This is a genomic window from Paenibacillus flagellatus, from assembly GCF_003217775.1.
GTDB lineage: Bacteria > Bacillota > Bacilli > Paenibacillales > NBRC-103111 > Paenibacillus_AB > Paenibacillus_AB flagellatus.
In genome coordinates, this window is sequence record NZ_QJVJ01000007.1 from 26,586 (window position 1) to 49,189 (window position 22,604).

Sequence of the window (22,604 nt, forward strand, 5' to 3'; positions counted from 1 at the left end):
GTATCCGGCAGAGAACGAAGCAACCTAATGGGGGTTGCAACCCACCATCCCACTTATCCGGAGGTATCCATGTACAACAACGCGAACTTGTCCGGCCGTATTCAACAATGCGAGCAAATCATCCAGCAGCTGACGCAGCAAACGCAGCAGGCGAGCATGATGTACGAGCAAATGATGCGCCAGGAGCAGCAAAACGCGATTCAGCTGGAGCAGCTGGCTCAACGCGAGCGGCAAGCGGTCCAAATGATCCAGCAGGCGCTTCACGGCCATCAGACGGCCATTCAACACATGCAGCATGCGGTGCAGCTGTGCAACCAGCTTCAGCAGGAAGCGCAGGCGGTCGGCATCGCCGAGTCGTCCCGGAACGGTTCGACGGGATACTACGGACAGCAATATCAATAAGCGGAAAAGGAGCGCAGGCGAAACGCCGCGCTTCTTTTTCTATTACCGGATAAATTCCGGTAAAGGTCGAGTCCGGCAGCTTGGGGGCATAGTGCGGAGATGCGGTCGATATTTTCCGGGAAATAGTGTTGATTAATGGGGTTAAGTAAGGCGTCGATCAGACAAAAGACCCGGTTCGCTCTTGGAGAACGAACCGGGTTTTTTGCCGCGGCTGTCAATCTTTGTCGTTCGACAGGCCGATCAGTTCGCTCAGCTTAAAGAACAGGCTGAGCACGATCGCGACGACGGTGGCGAGCGCCATCCCTTTCAGCTCGAAGCTGCCCATCGTCAGCTTCGCTCCGCTGATGCCGATGACGAGCACGACGGTCGTCAGGATCAAGTTCGTCGGCTTGGCGTAATCGACCTTGCTCTCGACGAGCATCCGGATGCCGGAGGCGGCGATGACGCCGAACAGCAAGAGCGAGATGCCGCCCATGACCGGCTGCGGAATCGTGTTGATCAAGGCGGCCAGCTTGCCGACGAACGACAGCACGATGGCGAAGACGGCGGCGAGGCCGAGCACCCGGGTCGAATAGACGCGCGTGATGGCGAGGACGCCGATGTTCTCGCCGTACGTCGTATTCGGCGTCGAGCCGACGAAGCCGGACAAGATCGTCGAGATGCCGTTGCCGAGCAGCGAACGATCGAGGCCGGGCGATTTCGTCAAATCTTTGCCGACGATGTTACCCGTGACGATCAAGTGGCCGATATGCTCGGCGATGACGACGAGCGCGGCGGGCAGGATGACGACGATGCTGGCCCAGTCCCAAGACGGGGCGTAGAAGGTCGGGAAAGCGAGCCAGGACGCCTCGGACACTTTGCCGAAGTCGACGATGCCGAGCGTAGCGGCCAGCGCATAGCCGACGACGATGCCGATCAGGATCGGGATAATTTTCATGAACCCGCGGAACATCGACTGCCCCAATATCGTGATCAGAAGCGTGACGACGGAGACGGTGACGGCCGTCGGATCGATCTTCCAATCCGGGGCGGCGTCCGTTGGCGGGATCCAGCCCGCCATCTGCGCCGCGACCGGCACGAGCTCGAGCCCGATGACGGCGACGATGGCGCCCATGGCCGCCGGCGGGAAGACGACGTCGATCCAGCGCGTCCCGACCGAGCGGATGAGCAGGGCGAACAGGACGAAGACGATGCCGACGACGATGAAGCCGCCGAGCGCCGCGTTATAGCCCTTCGACCCGAGCACGACGAAGACGGGGGAGATGAAGGCGAAGCTGGAGCCGAGATACGCGGGAATTTTCCACCCGCACAACACCAGGTACAGCAGCGTCCCGATGCCGTTCATGAGCAGGATGGTGGCCGGATCGACCTTGAACAGGAACGGCACGAGGACGGTCGAGCCGAACATGGCGAACAAGTGCTGCAGGCCGAGCGGAATGCTTTTGGCGAGCGGCGGACGCTCGTCCACTTGAATGACGCGTTGCTGCATGGAAACTCCCCTTTTGCGGTATTTTGTCGAAACGTTGAAATGCCAACAAATAGAATACCAGAAACGTGTCGAAGCTGCATAGTATTTTCCTGCAAAACCGTTCGGGGACGGAACGCGATGAAACGCTAGAGCGCGTTGACCTGCGGTTCCCCATTCCAGTTGACGCCGGCCCCCATTCAAAGGCATAATGGAGAGAAAACGAAAGATGAGCAGGAGAAGGTACAAAAGCGATGGGCATTGAGCAGTTACTGGAACGCGCGGCGACTTACTTGAAACAGAGCGACCTCGTCAAAATCCGCGAAGCGTACGATTTCGCCGATCAAGCCCATCACGGGCAAGTGCGCAAATCGGGAGAGCCGTATATTTTGCATCCGCTTGCGGTTGCCGAAATTTTGGTGAACATGCAGATGGATGTCACCTCGGTCATCGCCGCCCTGCTGCACGATGTCGTCGAGGATACGACCGTATCGCTCGAGGCGGTCGAGAAGCATTTCGGCCGTACGTGCGCCATGCTCGTCGACGGCCTTACGAAGCTGGAAAAAATCAAGTTCAAGTCGAAGGAAGAGCAGCAAAACGAAAACTACCGCAAAATGTTCGTGGCGATGGCCCAGGACATCCGCGTCATTCTGATCAAGCTGGCCGACCGGCTTCATAATATGCGCACGCTCAAATTCCAGTCGGAGGAGGCGCAGCGGCGCATCGCGGACGAAACGCTGGAAATTTTTTGCCCGATCGCCCACCGGCTCGGGATTTCCGCGATCAAGTGGGAGATGGAGGACATCGCCCTCCGCTATTTGAACCCGCAGCAATATTACCGGATCGTCAACCTGATGCAGAAGAAGCGGGCCGAGCGCGAGAAATATATCGAAGAAATTATCGGCAACATCCGCGGCAAGCTCGGCGAGATGGGGATCGAAGGCGACATTTCCGGACGGCCTAAACATATTTATAGCATTTACAAAAAGATGACGTCGAAAAACAAGCAGTTCAACGAAATTTACGACCTGCTCGCCATCCGCGTCATCGTCGACAACATTAAAGACTGCTATGCCACGCTCGGCATCATTCATACGCTGTGGAAGCCGATGCCGGGACGGTTCAAGGACTATATCGCGATGCCGAAGCCGAATATGTACCAGTCGCTTCATACGACGGTCGTCGGACCGAGCGGCGAGCCGCTCGAGGTGCAGATCCGGACGTGGGAGATGCACAAGACGTCCGAGTTCGGCATCGCCGCCCACTGGGCGTACAAGGAAGGCTCGGCGGTGCCGGCCGGCGGCTTCGGCGACAAGATGAACTTTTTCCGGGAAATTCTCGAGCTCCAGGAGGAGACGCGCGACGCGGCGGAGTTCATGGAATCGCTCAAGATGGACTTCTTCTCCGATCTCGTCTTCGTCTTCACGCCGAAGGGCGAAGTGATCGAGCTGCCGGCCGGTTCGGTGCCGCTCGACTTCGCGTACCGGATCCATACCGAGATCGGCAACCGGACCGTCGGCGCCAAGGTGAACGGCCGCATCGTCCCGCTTGACTACAAGCTGGGAACGGGCGATATCGTCGAGATTTTGACGTCCAAGCATTCGTACGGGCCGAGCCAGGACTGGGTCAAAATCGCGCAGTCGTCGCACGCCCGCAGCAAAATCAAGCAATGGTTCAAGAAGGAGAAGCGCGAGGAGAACGTCCAGAAAGGCAAGGACGCGGTCGAGCGCGAGCTGAAGCGGCTCGGTCTCGAGCCTCCGTCGGTCATGACCGAGGACAACCTGCAGGAGGTCGCGAAGAAGTTCAACTTCAACGACATCGAGGACATGATGTCGGCGGTCGGCTTCGGCGGCATTACGGCGGCGCAAATATGCACGCGGCTGACGGACAAGCTGCGCCGCGAGAACGAGGAAGCGCAGGCGCACGCGCTCGAGCTTACGAACGAAGTGAAGGAAGTGAAGGCGTCGACGGAGAAGAAAAGCCGGCCGACGCACGGCGTCCGGGTGAAGGGCGTCGACAACCTGCTCGTTCGGTTCGCCCGCTGCTGCAACCCGGTTCCCGGCGACGACATCATCGGCTACATCACGCGCGGGCGCGGGGTATCGGTACACCGCGGCGACTGTACGAACATTCCGTGCGGGGATCAGGACGACCAGAACCGGATGATCGACGTCGAATGGGAGACGGCGGTGGAGGCGAACTACCACGTCGAGATCGAGATTACCGGGCACGACCGCCGCGCCTTCCTGAACGAGGTGCTGCAGGCCGTATCCGAAAGCAAGACGGTCATCTCGGCCGTATCGGGACGTTCGGACAAAAACAAAATGGCGACGATCCATATGACGATTTTGATCAAAAATATCGATCATTTGCAGTCGGTGGTCGAAAAAATCAAGCGCGTGAAGGACGTGTATTCGGTTCAGCGGATTATGCAAAGCTGAGGCGGGCGGGGAAGCTCGAAAAAGCGGCGAAACGTCCAAAGCGGAAGCGCCCGAAAAGAGAAGAAGTTGTTCGGGGCAGGATGCAAGCATACGCTGCGCCCGCTGTTGAAACCGGGTTCCTTGCATGCCGGAAGGAGAGAGCCCGGCTTCAAGGCGGGACGTAAACTCTCCGCCGTATGCGTTGCATCCTTTGGCGTTTCCTTTTCTCTTTTCTCGTCTGCAAGCGTAAATCGAATCAACGTCCGGGCAGGGGAAGGGGACAAGACAGGATGAGAGTGGTCGTACAGAGAAGCAAGGAAGCGAGCGTAACGGTCGACGGCGAGAGCGTCGGCCGGATCGTGGGCGGGCTCGTGCTGCTCGTCGGCGTCACGCACGACGATACGGAGCAGGACGCCCGGTATTTGGCCGAGAAGGTGGCCGGGCTGCGCATCTTCGAGGACGAGGAAGGCAAGATGAACTTGTCCGTAGCCGACGTCGGCGGCGCGATCTTGTCGGTGTCGCAGTTTACGCTGTACGGCGATACGCGCAAAGGAAAGCGGCCGAACTTCATGGCGGCCGCCCGTCCCGAGCAGGCGAAGCCGCTGTACGAAACGTTCAACGCGCTGCTGCGCGAGCAAGGGCTTCGCGTCGAGACCGGCGTCTTCGGCGCGATGATGGACGTGCGATTGACGAACGACGGACCGGTTACGCTTATCGTGGAAAGCCGGTGAACGATACGAACGGCCCTGTCTCGCGGTAGGAGACAGGGCCGTTTTTGCCGTTCGCGCGGGATCAAGCGGAGCGATCCGAGCGGATTTTGAATTGGCCGAGCAGCTGCTGCAGCTGCTCGGCGATTCGTTCCAACGTCGCCGCCGACGCCGCGATTTCTTCCATCGAAGCCATCTGCTGCTCCGTCGCCGCCGATACCTCCCCGGTCGCCGCGGCGATATCCCGGCTCGCGCCGGACACGCTGCCGATCTGCTCGACTACGCCGGCGACCGATTGGCGGATGAGCCGGAACGTCTCGCCGGAGACGTCCGCCAGCCGGATGCCGTTGTCGACTTCCCGTACGGCCGCCTGCATTGACTCGACGACGGAGGCGGTTTCGCTCTGGATCGCATGGATCAGCTGCGTAATACGGCCCGTCGAGTCGGACGATTGCTCCGCCAGCTTGCGCACCTCCTCCGCGACGACGGCGAACCCTTTGCCGTGCTCGCCGGCCCGGGCCGCCTCGATCGCCGCGTTCAGCGCGAGCAGATTCGTCTGATCGGCGATGTCCCGGATCGCATCGACGATTTGTCCGATTTCCTCGGACCGGGCGCCGAGCCCTTGAACGGCAAGGCCGAGGCCCGACACCTTCTCGTTGATCGAGTTCATTTGCCGGATGACGTTCTCGATTTCGCGCTGGCCGTTCCCGGCCTGGTCCGACGTGTCGCGGGCGGCGGCGGACACCGACTGTCCGCTGTCGGCGATGCTTCTCGCGCCGACGGCCACCTCGTTGATCGTACCTGCGATTTGCTCGCTGGCCCGGCTGTTCTGATCGGCGCTCGCGCTCAGCTGCTCGGACGACGCCGCGAGCAGGCTGGACGTGTCGTTCACCTCGGCGAGCAGTCCGCTGAGCGAATCCGCCATCCGGTCGAACGATTGGCCGAGCCGGCCGAATTCATCGCGGGTCCGAATGTTCGACCGTTCGGTCAAATCGCCTTGCCCGACTTTCTCCGACGCTTGGATGAGCCGGTTGAGCGGCCGCAGGATCGACCTCAAAATGACGAAGACGACGACGGCGCCGGCGGCGATGGCGATCGCCACGACGAGCGCGGTCGTGACGAAAATCGCCTCGGCCGCTTGCTCCACCTCGCGGGCGGACATCGTCCCGACGATTTTCCAGCCGGTCAGCTCGTTCGTCATAAACGCCAGCTCCCGCTTCTCGCCGCCGGTTTCGTATTCGAATTGTCCCGTCGGCTGCGCGTACAGTCCGCGAGTCCATTCCTCCTTCGCACCGGAGCCGCTCTCAAAGTCCGGATGGACCAAGTAGTTGCCGTTTCGATCCATCAGAAACGGGTAGCCGTCCTTGCCGATTTTGACCTGCTTCACGATGTCGGTCAGCTTTTGCAGGTTCAAGTCGAAGGCGACGACCCCGGACCGGTCGTCCAGCCGTTTCGAGACGGTGACGATGACGGTTCCGTCCGAGACGTCGACGTACGGATCGGTGACGACGGTTTTGCCCGGCTCGCCGACGGCCCGCTCGTACCAAGGCCGCTTGCGCGGGTCGAATCCTTCGGGAAACGTTTGCTCCGGCGAGATGATCATGCCCCCGCCGTCCGTTCCGACGTATGTACCTTTGATTTCCGGATGAAGCGACGCGTATTGGTTCAGCCGGTTTTGCAGCAGCTGCCGGCCGGCTCCCGAAAATTGATCGCGGTGCACCTCCTTCGCGAAAAAATTCGCATCGTTCAGCTTCGGCTCGATCACGTTGCGGATCGTCGCGTTCAGCAGGCCGACGTTTTCCCCGGCGCTGAACAGAAGCTGCTCCTCGAGTCTGCTTTTCGCGCTTTGATACGACAGCAGCCCGATCAGCACCCCCGGCACGAGAAGAAGCGCGGCGAAGGAAACGATCAGCTTGTTCTTGACGGTCATTGTTGCGCGTACGATAAACATGATCGATCGCTCCCCCAATCCTTTTGTCATTGTCGGCCCCCCGCAGGTCCGTCTATTCCGCCCCGTTCGGCGTGTTTTCGGCAACCGCTTTCAAGTCCCCCGAAACGGTGCACCACCAAGTGTATTCGGCGATCTCGAGCTTTGACAACGATCAGATTATGGAAACCGCGGTGCGGAATGATGGAAAAAGTTCGCTGCAGCAGTAGCATTCGGCAGCACAACCTGATATACTGATAATGATTATCAGTATCACGATGTTTTCGATCGACGTTCCCATAGATAGGAAGTGTTCTCATGGATTACGAGAAGCTGCTGCCGTATCACGTTACGACGGAAGACCGGCCGAACGCCGTCTGCTCCGTGCCCGCGTCCGAGCTGACCGATTCCGCGGCGATGAAGAAGCTGCTGGACGTTTACGCGCCTTTGATGAAGGCGCTCGACGGTAGGGCGGCCGCCGCCTATTTTTGCAACGCCTTCAGCGGAGTCGCGGTCGCGCTGCAGTACGCGATTTCCGTACACGGACAAGCGCCGGACGTGTCTCTTGCGAACTTGACCGTCCAACTGGCCCCGGCGGACGGCAAATATACGCTGTCGTTCAAGCTGAATCGCTTGGCGGAGGAGGACGTGCCGGCCGTCGCGGCGGAGCGCGACGAATGGCTTTCGCGCAAGCTCGCCCGCTTTTACGCGGAGACGGTCCGTCCGCTCATCGAAGCGGTCGCGGCGGTCGGCGGGCTGAGCGCGCCATACTTGTGGGGACTGCTCCCGACCCGGTTCAATTACTATACCGGGCAGTGGACGCTTCATGCGTCGAGTACGGCCGAAGCCGAAACGATCGAGAACGATTACGCGGTCGTGAAGCGCGGCCTGCCTGCCGAAACGTTCGGCTTGAAACGCAATCCGTTCGACGTAACGATTCGGTGGCTCGAAGATTTGAAGGACGAGTCGAAGCAAGTGCGGATGAAAAACGTATGCTGCCGGTTTTTCGAGACGGAGGGCGGCTACTGCTGCTACACGTGCCCCCGCCTGACCGAGAAGGAGCGCGCTGAGCGGCGCGAGCAGGCGCGGAGCGCGGCGCCGGAGCCGGCGAAGGTGCCGGTGTTGAAGTAAACGGATCGAATAGCGGATCGTCGAAAAAAGCCGCGGACGAACGGATCGCAACCGTTCGGCCGGGGCTTCTTCGCATTCGCGCGCGGTTATTTTCGCCTCCGTTGGCAAAACTAGTGAAGTATCGCATTACTGCCAAGGAGACTATCGATATGCGCCGATCCCGAAAAGAAACGATCGTGCTCGATCCGCACAACCGACTGCTGCATAACGGCGTCCCCGATTCGATCGGGATGGGCGGACAGCGTTTCGCCGCCGAAGCGTCCCAGGAATGGGCGTCCGGTCCGAGCCATGTCCGCAATGCGCCTCATAAGCCGTTTCTCCCCTAAACCGGACGAGCCCCCCGCTGCATCCCCTTTCCCGGCTGTCGCCTTTCCTCCGCGAAATATGGTACACTAGTGGCGTCGCAACGGTTGCGGCAGCACGAACGGGAGGGAAAGGTACAGATGAAACTGGCATGCCTTCGAGTCGGATTCGACGACTATCAAATGGACATTTATCATATAGCGAAGCTGTTTTTCGAAGAGGTCGACATGGTCGGGGGAGACGATCCCGACGCCGAGCTGCGGCTTGCGCTCGAGCTTGCGCCGATCGGAGCCGACGGTAGCGCCACGGTCACGGCGACGCTCGAGCGTCCGGCATCGGGCGGCCGCTGGACGCATGCCGAGAGCCGCCTTCTGAGAAGCGGCGCGGACGATGCCCGACGCCGCGAGCTGAAGCGCGTCGTCGGCTCCGCCATGCTGCGCGTGCTGGAGGAGGCGACCGGACTGGAGCAGCCGTGGGGCGTGCTGACCGGCGTCCGACCGACGAAGCTGATGCACAATTTGCTGCGCAAGCAAGGGCGCGAAGCGAGCGTCCGGCAGCTGCAGGAGGAGTATCTGCTCACCGACGGCAAGGCGAAGCTGCTCGCCGACATCGCCGAGAGACAGCTCGCGGTTATTCCCGATCTGTTCGAGCTCGACCGCGAGGTCAGCCTGTATATCGGCATTCCGTTTTGTCCGACGAAATGCGCGTACTGCACGTTCCCGGCATATGACATCCGCGGCAACAACGGGTCGGTCGACACGTTTCTCGACGGGCTTCATTACGAAATCCGCGAAACCGGCCGTTGGCTCAAGCAGGCGGGGCTCCGCATCACGACGATCTATTGGGGCGGCGGCACGCCGACGAGCATTACGGCGGAGCAGATCGACGCGCTGTTCGAAACGATGCGCGAATCGCTGCCGAGCTTGGACGAAGTTCGCGAGCTGACGGTGGAAGCCGGGCGTCCCGACACGATCACCCCGGAGAAGCTGGCCGTCCTCAAGAAGTGGAACGTCGGCCGGATCAGCATCAACCCGCAAAGCTTCACGCAGCTGACGCTCGACAAGATCGGCCGCCACCATACGGTCGAGGAGACGGTCGAGAAGTTCAAGCTGTCGCGCGAGATGGGCATGGACAACATCAACATGGACCTCATTATCGGCTTGCCGAACGAAGGCATACCCGAATTTCAGCATACGCTCGACGAAACGGCGAAGCTGCTGCCGGAATCGCTCACCGTGCATACGCTGTCGTTCAAGCGCGCCTCCAAAATGACGAAAAACCGCGACCAGTACGAAGTGGCGGAGCGCGACGAAATCGCCGACATGATGAAGATGGCGAACGCGTTCATGGACGAGCACGGCTACCATCCGTACTACATGTACCGGCAAAAAAACATTCTCGGCAATCTCGAAAACGTCGGCTATGCGCTCGGCGACCGGGACAGCCTGTACAACATCCTCATGATGGAGGAGCGGCAGACGATCATCGGTCTCGGCTGCGGTGCGGTCAGCAAGGTGCTGTATCCGGCGACGACCGACGAGGAGGGCAACGAGCATCAGAAGATCGAGCGGTTTCCGAACCCGAAGGAGCCTTCCGTCTACAACCAGGCGTATAAGGAATATATCGACAAAAAGCTGCGGCTGCTTGACGACGCGTACGGCTTGACGCCGAGCCGGTAAGCGGGGGCGGGCGGCGCATGAAAACGGCCAAGTCGATGTCGCGGCTGCGCGGGCTGATCGGAAACTTGCAGGTGCACGTATCGTTCGCCGCCTATTCGAAGGTGAATATGAAATGGCGGCAGCTGAATTTCGTGCCGGATTTCAACCGGCTGTATTATATCCGGGAAGGGGAAGGGTGTCTCGTCATCGACGGCGTGACGTACCATCCCCGGCCCGGGCAGCTTTTCGTCATGCCGGCGGGGGTCAAGCAGTCGTATTACGCGATTAATGAAAACGCTTTCGGAAAGTATTGGTGCCACTTCACGGCCAAAATCGGCGAGACGGACTTGTTCCGTCTGACCGGCGGCCCGTATTTTATCGACGTGGACGATCACGACCGGCTGACCGGCTTGTTCGAAAGGCTGATCGCGCATTACGAGAGCGGGAGCTTCACGGCCGCGCTGATGCAAAAGGCGGCGCTGCTCGAAATGATCGGCTTGTTTTTGGAAGGCGCGTTGTCCGGCGGCCACTCGTTTCAACCGGATGGGGAGGATCGCGGGCTTGCGCATTTGAACGTCGTGCTGAAGCATATCGAACGGCATCTGGACACGAACGTGACGGTGCACGAGCTGGCCGAGCTCGTCCATTTCCATCCGAACTATTTCATCCGCCGGTTCCGCGAGCTGGTCGGGCTTTCCCCGAACCAGTACATCTTGCGGCTGAAGCTGGAAAAGGCGAAAACGCTGCTCGCCGCCACCGGCACGCCCGTCTCGGACGTCGCCCGGCAGGTCGGCATGGAGCCGTATTATTTCTCCCGCCTGTTCAAGCGGCATACGGGCTTGCCGCCGTCGGAATACCGCCGGCTGATGCAGTAGCGGCGTTCGCGGGTATCGTCCGTTTGCCCGAAACGGGTTTGTTTTGTGCAAGCCGAAGTGAACTTCCTCCATTTTCCGAAGCGCCTCTCCCCCGTAAGATGAAGGGGTAGCGACGATTTTCATCGATTGGGAGGAATGGGGCATGGAGAACGGGTTGCGCTTGTTGACCGACGCGCAGATGCGGCAGTTTCTTACGGAAGGGTACGTCCTGTTGAAGACGGATTTCCCGGAATCGTTCCACCGGCGGCTCGTCGAGCAGCTGAGCGACGTGTACCGGACGGAGGGCAATCCGGGCAACAACTTGCTCCCCCGCGTGCGGGAGCTGCAAAAGGTGTTCGACCACCCCGTCGTGAAAGGGGCGCTGACGAGCGTCCTCGGGCCGGACTACAGCATGCATGCGCACCGGCACGGCCATTACAACAACTCGCCGAAGCCCGGCGGCTGGCATAAGGACAGCTATTGGGGGTACAGCCGGATGCGCAACCACCGGCCTTGGTGGGCGATGATCATGTACTTCCCGCAGGATACGCCCGTCGAGCTCGGGCCGACCGGGATCATGCCGGGAACGCAATGCTACGAAAGCCGGACGTTCGCCTCGGACGAAAGCGAAGGGGAAGTGACGGCGGCCGGCGCGGCCGGCACGTTCGCGCTCATCCATTACGATATATGGCACCGGTCGACGGCGAACGTGGCCGGGCGGGAGCGGTTCATGCTCAAGTTCGAATTTATGCGCACGCAGGCGCCGACCGGACCGAGCTGGGACAATCGGGATCCGGTCTGGCGATCACCGTCCGCCATCGAAGCGCCGCTGCATGCCCATGAGGCGATGTGGCGCGACGCGTGGCGTTGGCTCATGGGCCGCGACGAGGCGGCGGACGCCGTCGACGGAGGCGGTGCCGACGTCGCCGCGCTGCTCGAGCGGCTCCGCTCCGCCGACGCGGCCGAGCGGACGCTGGCGGCCGACCGGCTCGCGCTGCTCGGCCCCGCCGCCGCCGCGGCCGGCGCGGTGCCCGCGCTGGCGGGCGCGCTCGCCGACGCGTTCGAGCCGGCGGCGCTGAACGCGGCGTACGGGCTCGCCCGCATGGGCGACGCCGGCGTCGCGGCGCTGCTCGCCGCGCTCGGCGGCGACGCGCCGGCCGTGTCGCGGTGCGCCGCGTACGGCCTCGCCGTCGCCGGCGAAGCCGCGCTCGGCGGGCTGCTCGCGGCGCTCGCGAGCGACCGCGACGAGACGGCGGCGCGCGCGGCGTTCGCGCTCGGCGAGCAGCGGGCCGCGGCCGCGTCGGCGCCGGCGGTGCGGGCGCTCGCCGCGCTGCTCGAGCGGCCGTCGGAGCGGCTGCGCCAAGCGGCGGTCGACGCGCTCGGCAACGTCGGCGCGTACCGCGGCGATGCGGCGGCGGACGCCGGCGTCGCGGCGCTGGCGCGCGCGCTGCGCGATGCGGACGTGCAAGTCCGCTTCATGGCGGGCTTGGCGCTCGCGAAGTGGGGCGCCCGGGCGGAGGCGGCCGTTCCGGCGCTGGTCGAGGCGCTGGACGACGACAATCGCTACGTGCGCGCCCACGCGGCGGAGGCGCTCTACTACATCGGCACGCCGAACGCGAAGGAGGCGCTGCTCGACTTTTTGCGCGGCTCCCGCTGGTGTCCGACGACGACGCCGGCGAGCACGTTTTATCCTTGAGCTGCGGCGGCGCAAGCCGGCGACATCCGGGTTCCCGTGTGGGGGCCCGGATTTTTTATGGGGGAAGGGGGGACGTGAAGCGCCGCAGCTCGCGCCTCCCCCGCCGGGCGCCTCGTTTTTTGACGAATAGTGTGGTACACTTTGGATGTCATTTTAGAGGAGATAGGATGGGAGATATGGCTCGACACGTGGATCGCAGAACGGCCCGCAAAAATTTATGGGTTTTTCTCGCACTGGTAGGCGTCGCCGTCGTCATCGCCGCCGTAACCGCCGTTCGGCTGCTGGGCGATGCGGGCAAGACGCCCCCGAAATCGAACGAAACGCCGAATTCCGGCAAGCTGCAGCCGGTCCAATCGGTTCAGGCGCCGAAAAACGATTACGACGTCGTCGTCGTCGGCACCGACCCGGAGGGCGTCACCGCCGCCGTATCCGCCGCGCGCAACGGCTTGAAGACGCTGCTGGTCGACGGCCGCGACCGCGAAATATTGGGCGGCTTGATGACGCTCGGCTGGCTGAACAGCCTCGACCATAACTACGACCGGGAGAAGCCCGGGAGCACCGACATTTTGAACAAGGGATTGTTCTCCGAATGGTACAAGCAGGTCGAGGGCGACTCGTTCGACGTCATTACGGCGGCCAACGCGTTCAACGCGATGGTGAAAAACGAGAAAAACATCGATCTGCTGCTGAAGACGAAATCGATCGAACCGAAGCTGGCGGACGGAACGAACGGCAACAAAAAAGTCGTCGGCGTCACCGTCACGACCGCCGACGGCACGAAGCGGGACGTCGCCGCCAAAGCCGTCATCGACGCGACGCAGGACGCGGACATCGCGGCGGCGTCGGGCGTGCCGTATACGATCGGGCGCGCCGATCTCGGCGACGAGAAGGCGAGAATGGCGGTAACGGCCGTGTTCCGGCTGAAAAACGTCACGCCCGACGTCTGGAAGCAGGTGCAGAAGCGGCTGAGGGACGACGGCGATCCGAATACGGACGCCAACGAACGCAGCGCCTGGGGCTACGGGGAAATGCAGAAGTACCCGCCGAACAACAAGGAGCGGGTCAAAATGCGCGGCTTGAACATCGGCCGGCAAAACGACGACACGATGCTCATCAACGCGCTGCAAATTTTCGGCATCGACGGCCTTGATCCGAACTCGCGCGCGGAGGCGTTCGAGATCGCGAAGAAAGAGCTGCCGTACGTCGTCGACTACATGAAGAAGCTGTACCCCGAGTTCGCGAACCTGGTATGGGACGCGGTCGCGCCCGAGCTGTACATCCGGGAGACGCGTCACATCGTGGGCGAATACCGGCTGACGATGATCGACGTGCTCGAAAACCGCGACCAATGGGACCGGATCGGCTTCGGCTCGTACCCGGTCGACATCCAGCGCATATCGCCGACCGACAACGGAGCGGTCATGAGCCATCCGATCAAGTATGCGATTCCGTTCCGCTCGATCGTGCCGCTGAAGGCGGACGGGCTGCTCGTCGTCGGCCGGTCGGCCAGCTTCGATACGCTGCCGCACGGCAGCGCCCGCGTCATTCCGGTCGGCATGGCGACGGCCCAGGCGGCCGGTGCGGCGGCGAAGCTCGCGATCGACAAAGGCGTGACGTTCCGCGAGCTGTCCGCGTCGAAGGAGCTGATCGCCTCGCTGCAGGACATGCTGAACAAGCAGGGCATGGAGCTGAAGCCGTACGAGCTCAAGCCGGAGCCGTACATGGAACAGAAGGCGTATCCGGGCTTGAAGACGGTCGTCAGCATGGGGCTCGTCATCGGCGGCTACGACAACAGCGGCTTCAATACGCTCCCGGATTCGAACCCGCAGCGTCTGCTCAACCTGATGCAGGGCGTGAAGCGGGTGAAGAAGCTGCCGGGCGACCCGAGCGGCGTCGTCGCCGGCATGCAGGAGCCCGCGAAGCAGCCGCTCACGCTCGAGCAGGCGGCTTGGACGATCGCCAAAACGGCGGGCTTTGACGTGGCCGCGGACAAGGCGGTGGCCGAGCTGCTGGCCAAGGGCATGCTGCAGCAGGCGACCGTCGACGGCATCGCCGACAAGCGGAAGCTGAGCAACGGCGACACGTACATGATGATCCGCGATTTGGTCGAATCGCTGGCGAAGACGAAGACATAAACCGGCCTCGCGCGCAAGTGCGGCGAAGGGCGGGCCATGCCCGCCGCGACAAGCGTCCTCGGAAGAGGACGCTTGTTTTTTCTACGGACCGCAATCGGGAAGAAGTCATGCGGACCTCCGTATGGTATGGTGAATGGACAGGGTCCGGCCCGCCAATCGGCCGCCCCCAATGAATAAACCGAAGGAGGATGCAAAATGCCCGCGGACAAAAAAGAGTCGGGCTCCCGGCAAGTAGCCGACTTCATGATCAAGCTCGACCACCCGTTGAAGAACGAAATCGAGGAGGTCCGGGCGATCGTGGCGAGCGCGGATCCGCGGCTCGGGGAGCATATCAAATGGAACGCGCCCAGCTTTTTTCTCGGAGAGGAGGATCGGATTACGTTCAACCTGAAGGGTAAAGGATTTTTCCGCCTTGTGTTTCATTGCGGAGCCAAGGCGAAAGCTCGCGAAGGAAAACAGCCGTTGTTCGAGGATACGACCGGACTGCTGGAATGGGCGGCGCCGGATCGGGCCGTCGTGAAGCTGACCGATAGGAACGACGTTCGGGAGAAGGAGGACAAGCTTCGCCGGCTCGTCGCGAAGTGGCTTGAAGCGACGGAATCGTAAAGGGCGAAGGGGCGACGCCTGCAATCGCTTTCCCGAATGTAATACGATTGTAATCTGTTTTTCATTCCGGCTTAACACGGTCCGCCTATAATAAATATCGACCCCCTTTTTTATATAGAAACATTGGATAACCTGCGGAGGATGCCGCGGGTTTTTTTCTTTTTTCGGGGAACCTATTGACAGTCGCTTCGAACGGCAGTAAGATTTCATTGAACAAACGGTGAACGAAATGACGGAGAGAGTGAACGCCCCATGACGCGACAACCCCGCAGCCGCGCGATGACGAGCCGCGACAAGCAGGCGGCCGAACGCCGGGAGCAGCTGCTCGAGTCGGCCAAATCGCTGTTCGCGGAGAAAGGCTTCCACGCCACGTCGACGCGGATGATTTGCCAGAAGATCGGGATGGCGGACGGTCTGCTGTACCATTATTTTCCGGACGGCAAGATGGAGATGCTGCAGACGATCATGAAGGAAGGCCACGAGCGGCGCGTCGCCCTCGTCGACGAATCGCGCCATCTGCACGACGACGATCCGAACGTTCCGCTTCGACAAAAGCTGCTCGAGTTCGCTCGCGCCTTGTACGGCATTTTGCAATCCGACCTCGACCTGCTGCGCATCCAGTTCCGCGAGCGCGAGCTGTTCGACCCTTCGGTCGTCGACTTCATGTCGGCATCGATTCGGGAGCGGCAGCGGCATATGGCGAACGTGCTGGAACGCCGCGCGGCCCGGGGCGAAATTCGCGAGATGGACTACGAGATGGCCGCCCTGCAGGTGATGTCGATCAACTTGACGGCGATGTTCCGTGTCTTGACGGGCATCGATTTGATCGGCGAAGATATCGAGGCTTACCGGGAGCGAATCGTCGACCATTTGCTGGACAGCTGGAAAAGGACGTAGCTTTGTTCCCGGCAAGCAGCGCACGAAACGAGCTCAACATGTCCCCTCGACAAGAGGGGATTGCTTTGGCCCATTTCATTCACTGAATGTTCAATGAAAAATGGACGGGAGTGTCGGATATGAACGGAACGAAACAGTATTTTGCGCAAAAAAGCGTATGGGCGGGCTTGCTCGCCGTCGTTGCGATCGTCGCTCTGCTCGGATGGGCGTTCGTCGGCTCGACGGTCAACCCGGTGCCGAAGCGGATTCCGGTAGCGCTCGTCGCGGCCGACAAGGGCGCGGACGTGCCGGGAAAGGGCCGCATGAATATCGGGGACGTGCTCAAGCAGAAGCTGACGACGGAGATGACGCCGACGGGCGAGAAGTCTCCCTTCGAATGGACGGTGCTGGATGACGAGCAGGCGGCGGCGGAAGGGCTGGACCGGCAAACGTTTTACGCCGTCGTCGTCCTGCCGGAGACGCTCAGCGCCGACTTCGTCGCGCTCCTGTCGCCGCAGCCGAAACCGGCCGAGGTGCGCGTGCTGGTCAACCAGGGAAAAAGCGGCGTCGCGGCGACGATGGTGACGCAGGCGGTTGGCAAAATGCTCGAAGGGGCGAACGCGGCGCTGCGGGAGCAGGCGCTCGGCCAGCTGCAGCAAATGAAAGGGGACGCCGTTTCGATCGCGCAGGCGAAGGCGTTGGCCGCACCGCTCGCCGTTACGTTCCAGACGGTGCACCCGATATTGCCGAATACGGCCAACGGCAACGCCCCCGTCGTCCTGACCCAGCTGGCGTGGATATCCGCCCTCGCCGCCACCGTGCTTCTGTTTGTTGCGGCAGGCAAAGCCGGAGCGGGAGCATCGGGCGGGTGGGGGATCGCGGCGTCGCAGCTGATCGCCGGCCTCGCGTACGCGGTCGTCGCGTCGGCTGCCATTTTGGCCGTCGTCGGCGGGCTGTTCGGCCTTGACGTGCCGGACGTAACGGAGACCGGATTGTTCTTGACCTTGGCCGTTTACAGCTTCTTCCTGCTGCAATCGGCGATCGTCAATTGGATCGGGCTGAAAGGCATGCCGGTCTTGGTGCTGCTGTTCTTCTTCGGGCTGCCGATCTTGAACCTGCCGCCCGAATTTTTGCCGGATGCGGCCCGGGATTGGCTCTATTCGTGGATTCCGTTCCGGTTCAGCGCGGAAGGGCTGCGCGACTTGTTCTACTTCCGCCAAGGGCTGAACGTCGGCGGACCGGCTTCGGTGCTCGGCTGGATCGCGGCCGCGGGCGCCGTCGTCCTGCTCGCTTCCGGAGCGAAGCGGACGAAGCGGGCTCCCGAGCCGTCAGCTTCCGTCGACGCGGTCCGCTGACTTGCCGCGCCCGGCGCCGCCATCGTCGGCTTGCCCGCCGTCGGCCTCCTCGAAGCAGGCGTGACAATACAAAGCGCCTCCGTCCGAGACGCCGTCCAAAAAGCCGCCCTTGCAGTAGACGGCGGTGCCGCACACGCGGCAATGACCGACCAGTTCCATGCTCGTTGCCTCCTCGCTATCGGGCTTACGACTTCATTGTAACATTTGCGCGTTCCCGCAAGGGTCGAATCTTGCCGGTTTCGGCCGGCGTTTCTTGACTTTGCGCGGTGTCAAGTATACAATCAATACGATATGAATCCGATTCTAGGATGGGACCGAGTACTCCGAACCCAAGTCTGCAGAGAGGGAAGCCTTGCGGCTGGAAGCTTCCCGGCGATGGACGGACGAACAACCTCCCGGAGAACGGACGGGGAACCCCGGGCGACGTTTTGTCGATCCGTGCCAAGCGGCGCGTTGTCGGCGGATGCGCTCCGGCCAGTAGCCGTTTCGCGCAGGCGGGCGTTATCCGCGTCAAGTGCGTGCTTGCTCCGTCGGCCGATTTTCGGCGACGCGGCGGCGCGAATGCGGGTGGTACCGCGGGAAAGCTCGGCTTATGCGATCGTCCCGTCCCAGGCAGCGATGCCGGGGACGGGTTTTTTGCATGCACGGAACGGAAACGGGGCACCAGCAACAGGCAAGGAGGGAACGAGAGTGAGCATTCAAAAACCGAAAGGGACGCAGGACTTGCTGCCCGGCGTCGTCGAGAAATGGCAGTACATCGAGGAGAAGGCGCGCGACGTATGCCGCCGGTTCAATTACAGGGAAATCCGCACGCCGATTTTCGAGCATACCGAGCTGTTCCAGCGGGGCGTCGGCGAGACGACGGACATCGTCGAGAAAGAAATGTATACGTTCCAGGACAAAGGGGACCGGAGCATGTCGCTCCGTCCGGAGGGCACGGCGGGCGTCGTGCGCGCTTACGTGGAGAACAAGCTGTACGGCGAGCCGGACGTGAACAAGCTGTACTATATCGGTCCGATGTTCCGCTACGAGCAGCCGCAGGCCGGCCGGTACCGGCAGTTTCACCAGTTCGGCATCGAGGCGATCGGATCGGTCGATCCGAGCCTGGACGCCGAGGTGATCGCGTTGGGGTATTTGTTCTACAAGGAGATCGGGTTGAAGGACGTACGGGTCGAGATCAATTCCGTCGGCAACCCGGCGTGCCGCACCGTGTACCGCGACGAGCTGCGCAAGTTTTTCGCGCCGGTGAAGGAGAAGCTATGCAAAGACTGCCAGTCGCGCTACGACCGCAACCCGATGCGCATTCTGGACTGCAAAAAAGACCAGGAGTACGGCGTCGGGGCGCCGTCGATTCTCGATTATTTGGACGAGGAATGCTCGACGCACTTCGCCAAGGTGCAGCGGCACTTGACCGACATGGGCATCGCATTCGTCGTCAATCCGCGCATGGTCCGCGGCCTCGACTATTACACGCATACGGCGTTCGAATACAAGGCGGCCGGCATCGGCGCGATCGATACGATCAGCGGCGGCGGACGGTATAACGGCCTCGTCGGCACGATCGGCGGCGGCGGCGTCGACCAGCCGGGCGTCGGGTTCGGGCTCGGTCTGGAGCGGGTGCTGCTCGTGCTGGAGGCGCAAGGGGTCGACGTGCCCGGCGTCCGGCCGCTCGACGTGTACGTCATCGGCATGGGCGAAGCGGCGGAGAACGAAGCGGCGAAGCTGCTGTTCGAGCTGCGCTCGGCGGGCTTGACGGCGGAGAAAGACTATTTGAGCCGCAAGATGAAGGCGCAGATGAAGTCGGCCGACCGATTCTCCGCCCGGTATACGGCGATTATCGGCGAAGACGAGCTGGCGCGCGGCTCCGTGACGCTGAAGTCGATGGCGACCGGGGAGCAGGAGGAAGTGCCGCTCGCGAGTGTGGCCGAGACGGTGAAGGCGAAGCTGGACCGTTAATCGCGAAGCGTAGGCCGGTTTTGCCGGCTGCGGCTTCGTGTTGCGATCGAAACGAAAACATGGAGGATGAGGACAATCATGATGCTCAAAACACATCATTGCGGCACGCTTGGCAAAGCTAATATCGGAGAGACCGTCGTCTTGAACGGCTGGGTGGCGGTCCGCCGCGACTTGGGCGGCGTTCTGTTCATCGACCTGCGCGACCGGAGCGGCATCGTGCAAATCGTATTCAACCCGGCGTTCTCGGGCGAGGCGTTCGACGTCGCCGACAAGGCGCGCACCGAGTACGTGCTGGCGGTCAAAGGCAAAGTGGTCGAGCGCGACCCGGCGACCGTCAACCCGAATCTCGCCACCGGCGAAATCGAAGTGCAAATTCACGAGGCAGAAATATTCAATACGGCAAAAACGCCGCCGTTCTTCATCGAAGACGGCATCGAGATCGACGAGCAGCTGCGGCTGAAATACCGTTACTTGGACTTGCGCCGTCCGGAAATGCAGCGCACGCTGCAGCTCCGTTCCAAGGCGGCGAAAGTGTTCCGCGACTTCCTCGACGAGAACGGCTTCCTCGAGATCGAGACGCCGATTCTGACGAAGAGCTCGCCGGAAGGCGCGCGCGACTATCTCGTGCCGAGCCGGGTTCATCCGGGCGAATTTTTCGCGCTGCCGCAATCGCCGCAAATTTATAAGCAGCTGCTCATGGTGAGCGGACTGGAGCGCTATTACCAGATCGCGCGCTGCTTCCGCGACGAAGACCTTCGCGCCGACCGCCAGCCGGAATTTACGCAGGTCGACATCGAGACGTCGTTCCTGTCGCGCGACCAGCTGCTCGACATGATGGAGGAGCTCGTCGCCCGCCTGTTCAAGGAGACGGTCGGCGCCGATATCCCGCGTCCGTTCCAGCGGCTCAGCTACGCGGACGCGATGGGCAAGTACGGCTCGGACAAGCCGGACCTCCGCTTCGGGCTCGAGCTCGTCGACGTGTCCGATCTGGTGCAAAACTCCGGCGTCCAAGTATTCGCGAACGTGACGAAGAAGGGCGGCCAAGTCAAGGCGCTCAACGCGAAAGGCTGCGGCACGTGGAGCCGGAAGGAGATCGACGATCTGCTGCCGTTCGCGGCGCGCTACGGCGCGAAAGGCTTGGCGTGGATTCAGGTGAAGGACGGCGAGTGGAAAGGGCCGATCGTCAAATTTTTCACGGAAGACGAGATCGCCGCGCTCAAGGAACGTCTCGGCGCCGAGGAAGGCGACCTGCTGCTGTTCTCCGCCGATACGAAGAAGGTCGTCGCCGACGTGCTCGGCAACCTGCGTCTCAAAATCGGCCGCGATCTCGGGCTGATCGACGACAGCGTGTTCAAGTTCGCATGGGTCGTCGACTTCCCGCTGCTCGGCTATGACGAGGAAGCGAAGCGGTACGTGGCGGAGCACCATCCGTTCACGCGTCCGAAGGACGAAGATTTGCACTACTTCGATACGGATCCGGGACAAATTCGCGCGCAGGCGTACGACCTCGTCCTGAACGGCTACGAGGTGGGCGGCGGCTCGATGCGGATTTACAAGCGCGACGTGCAGGAGAAAATGTTCCAGGCGCTCGGCTTCTCGCGTGAGGATGCCTACGACAAGTTCGGCTATCTGCTCGACGCCTTCGAGTACGGGACGCCTCCGCACGGCGGCATCGCCTTCGGCTTCGACCGGCTCGTCATGCTGCTCGCCGGCCGGACGAACCTGCGCGAGACGATCGCGTTCCCGAAAACGGCGAGCGCGACCGATCTGCTCATGGATGCGCCGTCGGAGGTCGACCAGAAGCAGCTGGACGACTTGTCGATCCGGGTCGCCTTGAAGGAAACCGCGGCCAAGGCTTAAACTTTTCCGGCGGGACGGTAATAGGAGGTAGTTCCTGTGCTCCATCAATTTTCGCGAACGGAATTGGCGATCGGGCCCGAAGGGCTCGACGTCATGAAGCGAAGCACCGTCGCCGTGCTCGGCATCGGCGGCGTCGGCTCGATCGCGGCGGAGGCGCTCGTCCGGACCGGCATCGGCCGCGTCATCATGGTCGACAAGGACGTCGTCGACATTACGAACGTGAACCGGCAAATTCACGCGCTGACGACGACGGTCGGCCAGCCGAAGGCCGAGCTGATGCGCGACCGGGTCAAGCTGATCAACCCGGAATGCGACGCGATCGCTCTGCGGATGTTTTATACCGAGGAGACGTACGAGAAGTTTTTCGAATACCCGCTCGACTACGTCATCGACGCATCCGATACGGTTACGTACAAAATCCATCTCATCAAGGAATGCCTGAAGCGGAACATTCCGATCATCTCGAGCATGGGCGCGGCGAACAAGATGGATCCGACGCAGTTCCGCATCGCCGACATTTCGCAGACGTCGGTCGATCCGCTCGCCCGGGTCATCCGCCAAAAGCTGCGCAAGGACGGCATCAAGAAAGGCGTCAAAGTCGTCTTCTCGACCGAGGAGCCGATCAAGCCGCGCGAGGACGTCACGCAGCGCATCGTGCCGGAGAACGCGCCGGAAATCCGCAAGGCGCAGCAGCCGCCGGCGAGCAACTCGTTCGTGCCGCCGGTCGCCGGGCTTATCATGGTCAGCGCCGTCGTGCGCGACCTGCTGGCCGCGGCGGAGAAGAAGGAGAAGGGCGGCCGTTGACCGGCGGAATGCCGCGAACCGGAAGGACAGCCTCCGGCAATGGCATGAAGTTAGCTCAAAGACAAGACCGGGAATCGAAATGGAAATGCGAAACGGCATGGGGAAATCCCCGTGCCGTTTGTTTTTTTTCGTACATGCAAGGACATTTTCTGCCGATGCCCTTCCCCTCGTTGTTCAGCTTTCGCGGCGAGTGGAGGATGCCGTCGGCGAGGGCGGAACGTTCCGCAGCCAGGTCGTCGTCTCATTCGACGATCGTCCTTATCGATCCTATTATTCGGATCATCAGATAAGACGTATCATTTGTAAGGTTAAGAAGATTGCAATCGGGAATTGATTTCAAGATTACATATCAGATAAATATCAAAACATTACATTTTCCGGCTTAAAGTGTATGTATAATAAAAAGTTGATCTGCATCTCAAATTTATTATTGACTGTAACTTATATTT

Annotated in this window: 18 protein-coding genes; 15 read left to right on the forward strand and 3 right to left on the reverse strand. The window is 61.6% G+C overall.

Features of this window, described 5'->3' with window-relative positions; translation table 11 throughout:
• Positions 1–69: 69 nt before the first annotated feature.
• The gene (locus tag DLM86_RS16185; RefSeq protein ID WP_110841097.1) at positions 70–402 is read left to right on the forward strand and encodes a hypothetical protein; all 333 of its coding nucleotides are present in this window, start codon (positions 70–72) and stop codon (positions 400–402) included.
• Between the two features lie 214 nt (positions 403–616).
• Here the strand turns inward: DLM86_RS16185 and uraA are convergent, their stop codons facing one another.
• Positions 617–1,891 carry a uracil permease gene (gene uraA / locus DLM86_RS16190; RefSeq protein ID WP_110841098.1) on the reverse strand — a complete coding sequence of 425 codons (1,275 nt, stop codon included), beginning with the start codon at positions 1,889–1,891 and terminating at the stop codon, positions 617–619.
• A 230-nt stretch (positions 1,892–2,121) separates the two neighbouring features.
• On the opposite strand from uraA, the gene DLM86_RS16195 reads away from it, so the two are divergent.
• Both DLM86_RS16195 and dtd read left to right on the forward strand, forming a co-directional pair.
• Positions 2,122–4,308 carry a RelA/SpoT family protein gene (locus DLM86_RS16195; protein WP_110841099.1) on the forward strand — a complete coding sequence of 729 codons (2,187 nt, stop codon included), beginning with the start codon at positions 2,122–2,124 and terminating at the stop codon, positions 4,306–4,308.
• A 269-nt stretch (positions 4,309–4,577) separates the two neighbouring features.
• On the forward strand, positions 4,578–5,018 hold the full coding sequence (dtd, locus tag DLM86_RS16200) for a D-aminoacyl-tRNA deacylase (protein ID WP_110841100.1): 441 nt from the start codon (positions 4,578–4,580) through the stop codon (positions 5,016–5,018).
• Positions 5,019–5,079: 61 nt separating this feature from the next.
• On the opposite strand, the gene DLM86_RS16205 is transcribed toward dtd, so the two are convergent.
• Entirely contained in the window at positions 5,080–6,975 is a 1,896-nt protein-coding gene (locus tag DLM86_RS16205) for a methyl-accepting chemotaxis protein (protein WP_245954648.1), read from the reverse strand.
• Between the two features lie 264 nt (positions 6,976–7,239).
• Here DLM86_RS16205 and DLM86_RS16210 point away from each other — a divergent pair, with 264 nt between their 5' ends.
• The 9 genes from DLM86_RS16210 (at position 7,240) to DLM86_RS16245 (ending at position 17,535) form a co-directional block, all read left to right on the forward strand.
• The gene (locus tag DLM86_RS16210) at positions 7,240–8,052 is read left to right on the forward strand and encodes a ferric iron reductase (protein ID WP_110841102.1); all 813 of its coding nucleotides are present in this window, start codon (positions 7,240–7,242) and stop codon (positions 8,050–8,052) included.
• 149 nt (positions 8,053–8,201) lie between these two features.
• On the forward strand, positions 8,202–8,378 hold the full coding sequence (locus tag DLM86_RS32090) for a hypothetical protein (protein WP_158289498.1): 177 nt from the start codon (positions 8,202–8,204) through the stop codon (positions 8,376–8,378).
• A 117-nt stretch (positions 8,379–8,495) separates the two neighbouring features.
• Positions 8,496–10,034: a coproporphyrinogen III oxidase gene (locus DLM86_RS16215; RefSeq protein ID WP_110841103.1), complete on the forward strand. Its 1,539-nt coding sequence runs from the start codon at positions 8,496–8,498 to the stop codon at positions 10,032–10,034.
• A gap of 17 nt (positions 10,035–10,051) precedes the next feature.
• On the forward strand, positions 10,052–10,888 hold the full coding sequence (locus tag DLM86_RS16220; protein ID WP_110841104.1) for an AraC family transcriptional regulator: 837 nt from the start codon (positions 10,052–10,054) through the stop codon (positions 10,886–10,888).
• 142 nt (positions 10,889–11,030) lie between these two features.
• Complete coding sequence (locus DLM86_RS16225) at positions 11,031–12,563, forward strand: HEAT repeat domain-containing protein (RefSeq protein ID WP_110841105.1); 1,533 nt, start codon at positions 11,031–11,033, stop codon at positions 12,561–12,563.
• Positions 12,564–12,739: 176 nt separating this feature from the next.
• Complete coding sequence (locus DLM86_RS16230; protein WP_110841106.1) at positions 12,740–14,698, forward strand: FAD-dependent oxidoreductase; 1,959 nt, start codon at positions 12,740–12,742, stop codon at positions 14,696–14,698.
• 195 nt (positions 14,699–14,893) lie between these two features.
• Positions 14,894–15,304: a DUF1801 domain-containing protein gene (locus tag DLM86_RS16235; protein WP_110841107.1), complete on the forward strand. Its 411-nt coding sequence runs from the start codon at positions 14,894–14,896 to the stop codon at positions 15,302–15,304.
• A 252-nt stretch (positions 15,305–15,556) separates the two neighbouring features.
• A complete protein-coding gene (locus DLM86_RS16240; protein ID WP_110841108.1) occupies positions 15,557–16,201 on the forward strand; it encodes a TetR/AcrR family transcriptional regulator in 645 nt (214 codons plus the stop codon).
• A gap of 119 nt (positions 16,202–16,320) precedes the next feature.
• Positions 16,321–17,535 (forward strand): YhgE/Pip domain-containing protein, encoded by a 1,215-nt coding sequence (locus DLM86_RS16245; protein ID WP_158289499.1) that lies wholly within the window; start codon positions 16,321–16,323, stop codon positions 17,533–17,535.
• On the opposite strand, the gene DLM86_RS16250 is transcribed toward DLM86_RS16245, so the two are convergent.
• Complete coding sequence (locus DLM86_RS16250) at positions 17,509–17,694, reverse strand: hypothetical protein (RefSeq protein ID WP_110841110.1); 186 nt, start codon at positions 17,692–17,694, stop codon at positions 17,509–17,511. The genes DLM86_RS16245 and DLM86_RS16250 overlap by 27 nt on opposite strands.
• Before the next feature lie 531 nt (positions 17,695–18,225).
• On the opposite strand from DLM86_RS16250, the gene hisS reads away from it, so the two are divergent.
• The 3 genes from hisS (at position 18,226) to DLM86_RS16265 (ending at position 22,155) form a co-directional block, all read left to right on the forward strand.
• Positions 18,226–19,491, forward strand: a complete 1,266-nt coding sequence (hisS, locus tag DLM86_RS16255; protein WP_110841111.1) for a histidine--tRNA ligase — start codon at positions 18,226–18,228, stop codon at positions 19,489–19,491.
• An 81-nt stretch (positions 19,492–19,572) separates the two neighbouring features.
• A complete protein-coding gene (gene aspS / locus DLM86_RS16260) occupies positions 19,573–21,351 on the forward strand; it encodes an aspartate--tRNA ligase (protein ID WP_110841359.1) in 1,779 nt (592 codons plus the stop codon).
• Between the two features lie 36 nt (positions 21,352–21,387).
• A complete protein-coding gene (locus DLM86_RS16265) occupies positions 21,388–22,155 on the forward strand; it encodes a tRNA threonylcarbamoyladenosine dehydratase (protein WP_110841112.1) in 768 nt (255 codons plus the stop codon).
• Positions 22,156–22,604 lie beyond the last annotated feature (449 nt).